This is a genomic window from Streptomyces sp. NPDC005393 (genome assembly GCF_040606675.1).
GTDB lineage: Bacteria > Actinomycetota > Actinomycetes > Streptomycetales > Streptomycetaceae > Streptomyces.
This window is the reverse complement of the sequence record NZ_JBEXFG010000054.1, coordinates 34,838-41,989: the sequence shown is the minus strand read 5'-3', so window position 1 is coordinate 41,989 and position 7,152 is coordinate 34,838. Positions and strand designations below refer to the sequence as shown.

Below are 7,152 nucleotides of genomic sequence, written 5' to 3'. Positions count from 1 at the left end.
CGACAGAACCAGCTACAAAGCCACCATCAGCATCGACATCCTGACCGCCCGCACCCCTTGACGCTCAACACCCAGCACTAACTACACGGCGTTGGCACTAGCCCTCCTTGTTCAGCAGGCCGATCAAACTCGGACCACCCCCGCCTGCGCGGGGAGCACCAGGACTCCCCGGTGGCGACCCACAGAGTGTCCGGACCACCCCCGCCTGCGCGGGGAGCACGTGTACTGCGCGGTGTAGGTGTAGCTGAAGTACGGACCACCCCCGCCTGCGCGGGGAGCACCCACAGGATCATCGTCGTCTATGGCGGTGCTGTGGACCACCCCCGCCTGCGCGGGGAGCACGGGCCCAACGTCATCACAGGGGACTACCGGAACGGACCACCCCCGCCTGCGCGGGGAGCACTGGACGTGGCCTTGCTAGTCGGCACGGCGGTCCGGACCACCCCCGCCTGCGCGGGGAGCACTGGAAGCGGATCTGACGCGCCGCTGGAGGCTGCGGACCACCCCCGCCTGCGCGGGGAGCACCCGTAGACGTACGGGTCGGTCCGGCGGTACTTCGGACCACCCCCGCCTGCGCGGGGAGCACCTGATCCACCCACAGACCGGGGCCGCCCCTTCCGGACCACCCCCGCCTGCGCGGGGAGCACCCGCGCGGACGGAACTGGGAGACCAGGAGCACCGGACCACCCCCGCCTGCGCGGGGAGCACGGACGGGGGTGAGCGGCCGTGATGTGGCTCGTCGGACCACCCCCGCCTGCGCGGGGAGCACGCCTGCAGCCGCCGCACGGTGCGGATCTTCTGCGGACCACCCCCGCCTGCGCGGGGAGCACTGCCCCTGTTCCTGCCACCAAGGGCAGAAGTGCGGACCACCCCCGCCTGCGCGGGGAGCACCGCCGGTACGCCGCCCGTGTCCCGCAATCCGGCGGACCACCCCCGCCTGCGCGGGGAGCACGGATCCTCGACGGACTCCGCGCAGGAAAGAGCCGGACCACCCCCGCCTGCGCGGGGAGCACGTGGACGAGGTTCTGCGGGCGGCGGATGAGGTCGGACCACCCCCGCCTGCGCGGGGAGCACAAAGTTGGGAACGCCCCCGCCATCCCCACCGCCGGACCACCCCCGCCTGCGCGGGGAGCACATGACGCGGCGGCGTGAGGTCTTGCCACGGGGCGGACCACCCCCGCCTGCGCGGGGAGCACGGATGGATCTGGTGCGCATCCGCACGGCGTTTCGGACCACCCCCGCCTGCGCGGGGAGCACCCTCCGGCCCGCAGGACCGCCCGCCCGTGCAGCGGACCACCCCCGCCTGCGCGGGGAGCACGCGCCCGCTCCAGGGTTCAGGTACGCCATGTGCGGACCACCCCCGCCTGCGCGGGGAGCACGGCCAGAGCTCGCTGGCGAAGGTGCTCCAGGTCGGACCACCCCCGCCTGCGCGGGGAGCACGGCTACACCTCCTCCAACGCCGCGCGCCGCGACGGACCACCCCCGCCTGCGCGGGGAGCACAACCGGCCCACCCTCCGAGTCACCGACCCCGGCGGACCACCCCCGCCTGCGCGGGGAGCACTGCACGTCCCCACCGCCGAGGGACGCCGCCAGCGGACCACCCCCGCCTGCGCGGGGAGCACTGCTGCTACAGCCCTGAACAGTTGATCCGCTACGGACCACCCCCGCCTGCGCGGGGAGCACGCTTCCTTCCGCCAGCGCCGCTCTTCGCGGCGCGGACCACCCCCGCCTGCGCGGGGAGCACAAGCGGCGTCGCATTCGGGGCGAGTGGTTCGACGGACCACCCCCGCCTGCGCGGGGAGCACTCCCGGGCGGACAGGAGTATGTCGCCCATGAACGGACCACCCCCGCCTGCGCGGGGAGCACCGTATGTGCCGAGGAAGCTGAGCAGGCGTGTTCGGACCACCCCCGCCTGCGCGGGGAGCACGTCACCAAGGGCCGTCTCGGCGACATCCCCGACGGACCACCCCCGCCTGCGCGGGGAGCACGGTGTCCTTCCTGGTCGTCATCAACATGTGGGAGGACCATCCCCGCCTGCGCGGGGAGCACTGCTGCTACAGCCCTGAACAGTTGATCCGCTACGGACCACCCCCGCCTGCGCGGGGAGCACCCCGCCGCGCATCGCCCGAGCTCCGTATTCGTCGGACCACCCCCGCCTGCGCGGGGAGCACGTCGTCGCCGAGCTGACCCCCCAGCCGTGGGACGGACCACCCCCGCCTGCGCGGGGAGCACGCCAAGCGCATGGCCGACGACAAGGCCCGCATCGGACCACCCCCGCCTGCGCGGGGAGCACTTGACCTCAAGGCCGAGGGGGTCAGCGACGTCCGGACCACCCCCGCCTGCGCGGGGAGCACAGGGAGCCGGTGATGGTGCCGCCGGTGATGGTCGGACCACCCCCGCCTGCGCGGGGAGCACGCGCGCCGTCGAGGCCAGGCGGCGTCAGGTCGCGGACCACCCCCGCCTGCGCGGGGAGCACGTACGATCCGGCCGGCGCGGCGAAGATGCGGCCGGACCACCCCCGCCTGCGCGGGGAGCACCCGCCGAAGCCCGGCCCGCCGCCCGCCCGCACCGGACCACCCCCGCCTGCGCGGGGAGCACGCGAGCCTCAGCCCGCTGATCGTGAACACGATCGGACCACCCCCGCCTGCGCGGGGAGCACGGATCGTCGTGGACTACCGCACACAGCCGAACCGGACCACCCCCGCCTGCGCGGGGAGCACCGCTGCGGGCCGCTGCTGTGGGTGGTGCCGTCCGGACCACCCCCGCCTGCGCGGGGAGCACCGATTCGGTCAAAGAGGTCGAGGATCCGCTGACGGACCACCCCCGCCTGCGCGGGGAGCACCAGATCGAGGCGCTTTATGTTGGCGCCCGCGCCGGACCACCCCCGCCTGCGCGGGGAGCACCTATTCCGCATGTCCCAGCGCACCGCATGCTGCGGACCACCCCCGCCTGCGCGGGGAGCACGGCGCCGCCGAGGGCGACGACGATGCCGAGGGCGGACCACCCCCGCCTGCGCGGGGAGCACCAGTCGTCGCCGATGGCGTCGAGGGCGGCGTACGGACCACCCCCGCCTGCGCGGGGAGCACCGCCTGCTCCTCGGCAACCCGCTCCGAGGTGACGGACCACCCCCGCCTGCGCGGGGAGCACGCCCAGTACGAGCCGTTTCCCGGCGCTGCGTTCGGACCACCCCCGCCTGCGCGGGGAGCACCGCCACCACCACCGCGGGCGGTGCGGCCGGCGCGGACCACCCCCGCCTGCGCGGGGAGCACATGTACGCCCTGAGCTCCGCGTCCTGACCCTGCGGACCACCCCCGCCTGCGCGGGGAGCACGTGGGCGGGCTGAAGCCGAACACCTCGTACGCCGGACCACCCCCGCCTGCGCGGGGAGCACTCAGCGTCCGTCGCCACCTCGGCATCCGATCTCGGACCACCCCCGCCTGCGCGGGGAGCACTGCCGGGTCCACCGCGACCGAGAGTGGTTTACCGGACCACCCCCGCCTGCGCGGGGAGCACACTCGCATGGTCATCAGCGGCCGGTCGGCGGGCGGACCACCCCCGCCTGCGCGGGGAGCACGGCCTGATCAAAGCCGACGAAGAGGGCCGGACCGGACCACCCCCGCCTGCGCGGGGAGCACTCCCCCTCGGCCTCCTCCGACTCGGTGACCGGCGGACCACCCCCGCCTGCGCGGGGAGCACAGGACCAGGGCCCTGCGCCGACCGGCGCACCGCGGACCACCCCCGCCTGCGCGGGGAGCACACTTTGCCACCTGCGACTTCAGAGGCCCTTTGCCGTTTCTTGACCAAGCGCCCTCGTCTCCCAGCCACGATGTTAGACGCACATGGCGGAGTGCACGGACTTGGGACCCGTCGGCATGGGGAGAGTAGCGAGGGGTGCGTCGGCGCCGCCGTGGCGTGGGTGTTGCTACAGGATATGCGCTGTCGAAGAGGCGCGTTGGCGGCGGTAGACCGCAACCCGATGGGAGCGCCCGGAAGCGCCGCCTGACGGCGGCACATGGGTCGGGTCCCGGCTTCACGCGGATCATAGTGTGCGCCTTACGGCCGCATAGGCTCTTTGCCTCTTTCTGTTCGTACTGTCCTTCTATTCCCCAATCATGAGCGCACCGGCACGCGACAAAGCACGCGGAGGCCGGAGTACGCGCAAGCAGCAGGAGGGGGCGAGCCCGTGATCGATACGCGGCTGTGGGGGAAGTCCAACGGGCTGGAGAAGCCCTACCCGCTCATAGGGCATCTTCTCGACACGGCGATGGTCGCCGGGGCCGTGTGGGACTCGGTTCTGGCCGTGGCGCAGCGTGAAGCGATAGCCGATGCGCTGAGGGTTCCGGTGGCTGAGGCCAGGCGGCTGGTGATGTTCTGGGCCGGTCTGCACGACATCGGGAAAATCCTCCCGCAGTTCCAGGGCATGGCCGCCCAGGACAAGCCCGGAGCTTGCGCGTTCCTCAGCGAGAGTGTCTATGCGCATGAGCGCGAGCACGACAGCCAGGCGAGGAAGATCCGCCATGAGGTCGCCACGAATCGGTCGCTCCCGCAGTTGTTGGCCGCGCTCGGATACCCGGCGTCGGGCCGACCTGCCCGGCTTCTGCTGACGCAGGTGGCTCAGTTACTCGGCGGGCACCACGGCCGGTATCCCGAGGGGGCGGAGGCGCGGGATGTGCGCGATCCGCTGTGCGGCCTTCCCGAACTGGGGACCGGTGGCTGGGCCGAGCAGCGGCGCGAGCATGTGGCCGCTCTGCACGATGTACTGGGGCGGCCTGAGGCGCCCGTCGGACGGGCGATGCCCGTGGAGCTGGCGGTGACCATCGCGGGGGTGGTCATTGTCTCGGACTGGCTGGCAAGCCAGGAACACGCCGTCTCCGCCCAGCAGGCCGCAGCGGAGGCGGAGGCGGGCGCGGACCCGGATGCGGAAAGGGCTCTCACGTCTCCGCCGTCATTGCTCGCTCACGCGCGCCGCGCCTCGGACGCGGCTCCGGCGCTTGTCGCGGACGCGGGGCTGGGACGCGCCGACTTCCGGCTCCAGGGGTTCACGGGGCTGTTCCCGGAGATCGATCGGCCCTACCCGTTGCAGACGAGCATCGAAGAGGCGCTCCCCGGGGCGGTACGCGGTCCGGGCGTACTGCTGGTGACCGCGCCTCCCGGGGAAGGGAAGACGGAGGCGGCGCTGTACGCCGCGACGGTGATGGGTGCGGCGTCCGGCAGAGGCGGGTTGTTCTTCGCCTTGCCGACCCAGGCCACGGCCAACCAGATGTACCACCGCGTCGTCGGCTTTGCCGAGCGAAATCTGCTGGACCCGGCACAAGTGACTCTGCTGCACGGTGCCGCGGACCTCTATGAGCGTTATGCCGAGCACCCCTTACCGGACGATGGGGAGGCCGAGCCCCGCGTGCTGTCCGATCACGACGATGGCCCACGAGGAGTGGCCGGGATATCCGTCGTGGCCAGCCGATGGCTGCGATCGCGCGGACGCGGAATTCTCGCCCCGATCGCCGTCGGGACCGTCGACCAGATCCTGATGGGCGTTCTGCCCTTGAAGCGGAACGCCCTCCGCCATCTGGGGATGTCCGGTAAGACGGTCGTGATCGACGAGGCCCACGCCTACGACGCGTACACGCACGCGCTGCTCCTGCGGCTGCTGGTGTGGCTTGGCGCCATGGGCGTACCGGTGGTGCTGCTCTCGGCCACGGTCACCGGCGAGACGGCCGCAGGCTTGGTTGAGTCCTATCTGGCGGGGACCGGCCGTGCCTCAGGGCCGCACGGGCTTCCCTCGCCCACGTATCCGGGCTGGATGTACGTCGACGCGAAGACTGGCTCCGTGACCGTGCCGGAGAAGCCGGTGGGCAGCGAGCGGGGGCGGGCACTGTCGATGAGCGTTCTGCCGGTTACTCACACCTACGACGTCACGGTGGCGGACGGACGCCTCGCCGCGCTGATCGACGAGCTTCAGGGGGTGACGGCCGAGGGCGGCTGCGCGGCCGTGATCTGCACAACCGTCGCCGAGGCCCAGAAGACGTACGAGGCGCTTCGTGAGCATTACCGAGCCCTGTACGGACCCGACTACGGGGGCTGGGACGACCGTTCGCCCGACGACGCGGCGGGAGACGGGGACGCCGCAGCCGGTCCCCGGCTGCGGCTGCTGCACGCCCGCTTCCCGGCTCGCCGCAGGGCCGCGCTCACGGAGGAAGCCGAGCGTTGGTTCGGCCGGACCGGCAAGAAGGGCGTATGCCGCCCCAAGCCTCCGCGCGGCGCCGTGCTCGTCTCCACCCAGGTCATCGAGCAGTCCCTCGACCTGGACTTCGACGTGATCGTCTCCGACCTCGCGCCGATGGCGTTGCTGTTGCAGCGGGCCGGCCGGGTCTGGCGGCACTCGGCGCCCGGACCGTCGCGCCCGGGGTGGTGCGATGGTCCCCGGCTTGCGGTCCTCGCCCCCGTCGGGGGCGACGGGCGGCTGTTGGTACCGGCCGCCTGGGGCGACGTTTACGCGCCGTCTCTGCTTCAGCGCACGCTGGAACTTCTCCAGCGGCAGGGAGACGCTCCGGTCCGGGTTCCGGAGGACGTACAGCGCCTGGTCGACGAGGTCTACGACCCGGAGTTCGCCTCCGCCGACCCCGACGCGCTCATGCAGCGGGATGTCCAGCGCCTCACCGACGACATGGCGCGCACCGGGCTCGCCGGGATGGTCATGCTGCCGTCCCCCGCGAGGGTCGACTCCCTGCACCAGCTGACCACCAGCGACGCGGACGAGGATCTCGTCGCCACCCGGCTCGGAGCGGAGACCGTCCAGCTGCTGCCCGTCTTCGACGACGAGGCCGGAAACCGCTGGTTGGACGAAGCGTGCACGATCCCGTTTCCGGAGTCAGGGGGCTCGCGCGACGACCGCTTCACCCGCGCCGAGGTACGTACGCTGCTGGGCCACGTGGTGCCCCTCGCGCACGGCCCGTGGCGGCGGGCATGCACCGAGGCGCATGAGCCGCCGGATGCCTGGCGCAACGAGCCGCGACTGGCCCGCCTCGTCCTGCTGCCGCAGCGGGTCGCGGACGGGGGTGCTCCGGCGGGGGCGGTCCTGGGCGAGCGAGTCCTGACGCTCGATCATTCGCTGGGGCTGGTCATAGGCAAAATTGCGTAGATCTGCCCACGCA

1 protein-coding gene and 1 CRISPR repeat array are annotated in these 7,152 nt (G+C 72.6%); the gene reads left to right on the top strand.

Features of this window, described 5'->3' with window-relative positions; all coding sequences use genetic code 11:
* Positions 1 to 130 precede the first annotated feature (130 nt).
* Positions 131 to 3,758: a CRISPR direct-repeat array (repeat unit 29 nt; unit sequence CGGACCACCCCCGCCTGCGCGGGGAGCAC).
* Positions 3,759 to 4,184: 426 nt separating this feature from the next.
* A complete protein-coding gene (gene cas3, locus ABZS71_RS30695) occupies positions 4,185 to 7,139 on the top strand; it encodes a CRISPR-associated helicase Cas3' (RefSeq protein WP_356215254.1) in 2,955 nt (984 codons plus the stop codon).
* Positions 7,140 to 7,152: the final 13 nt, after the last annotated feature.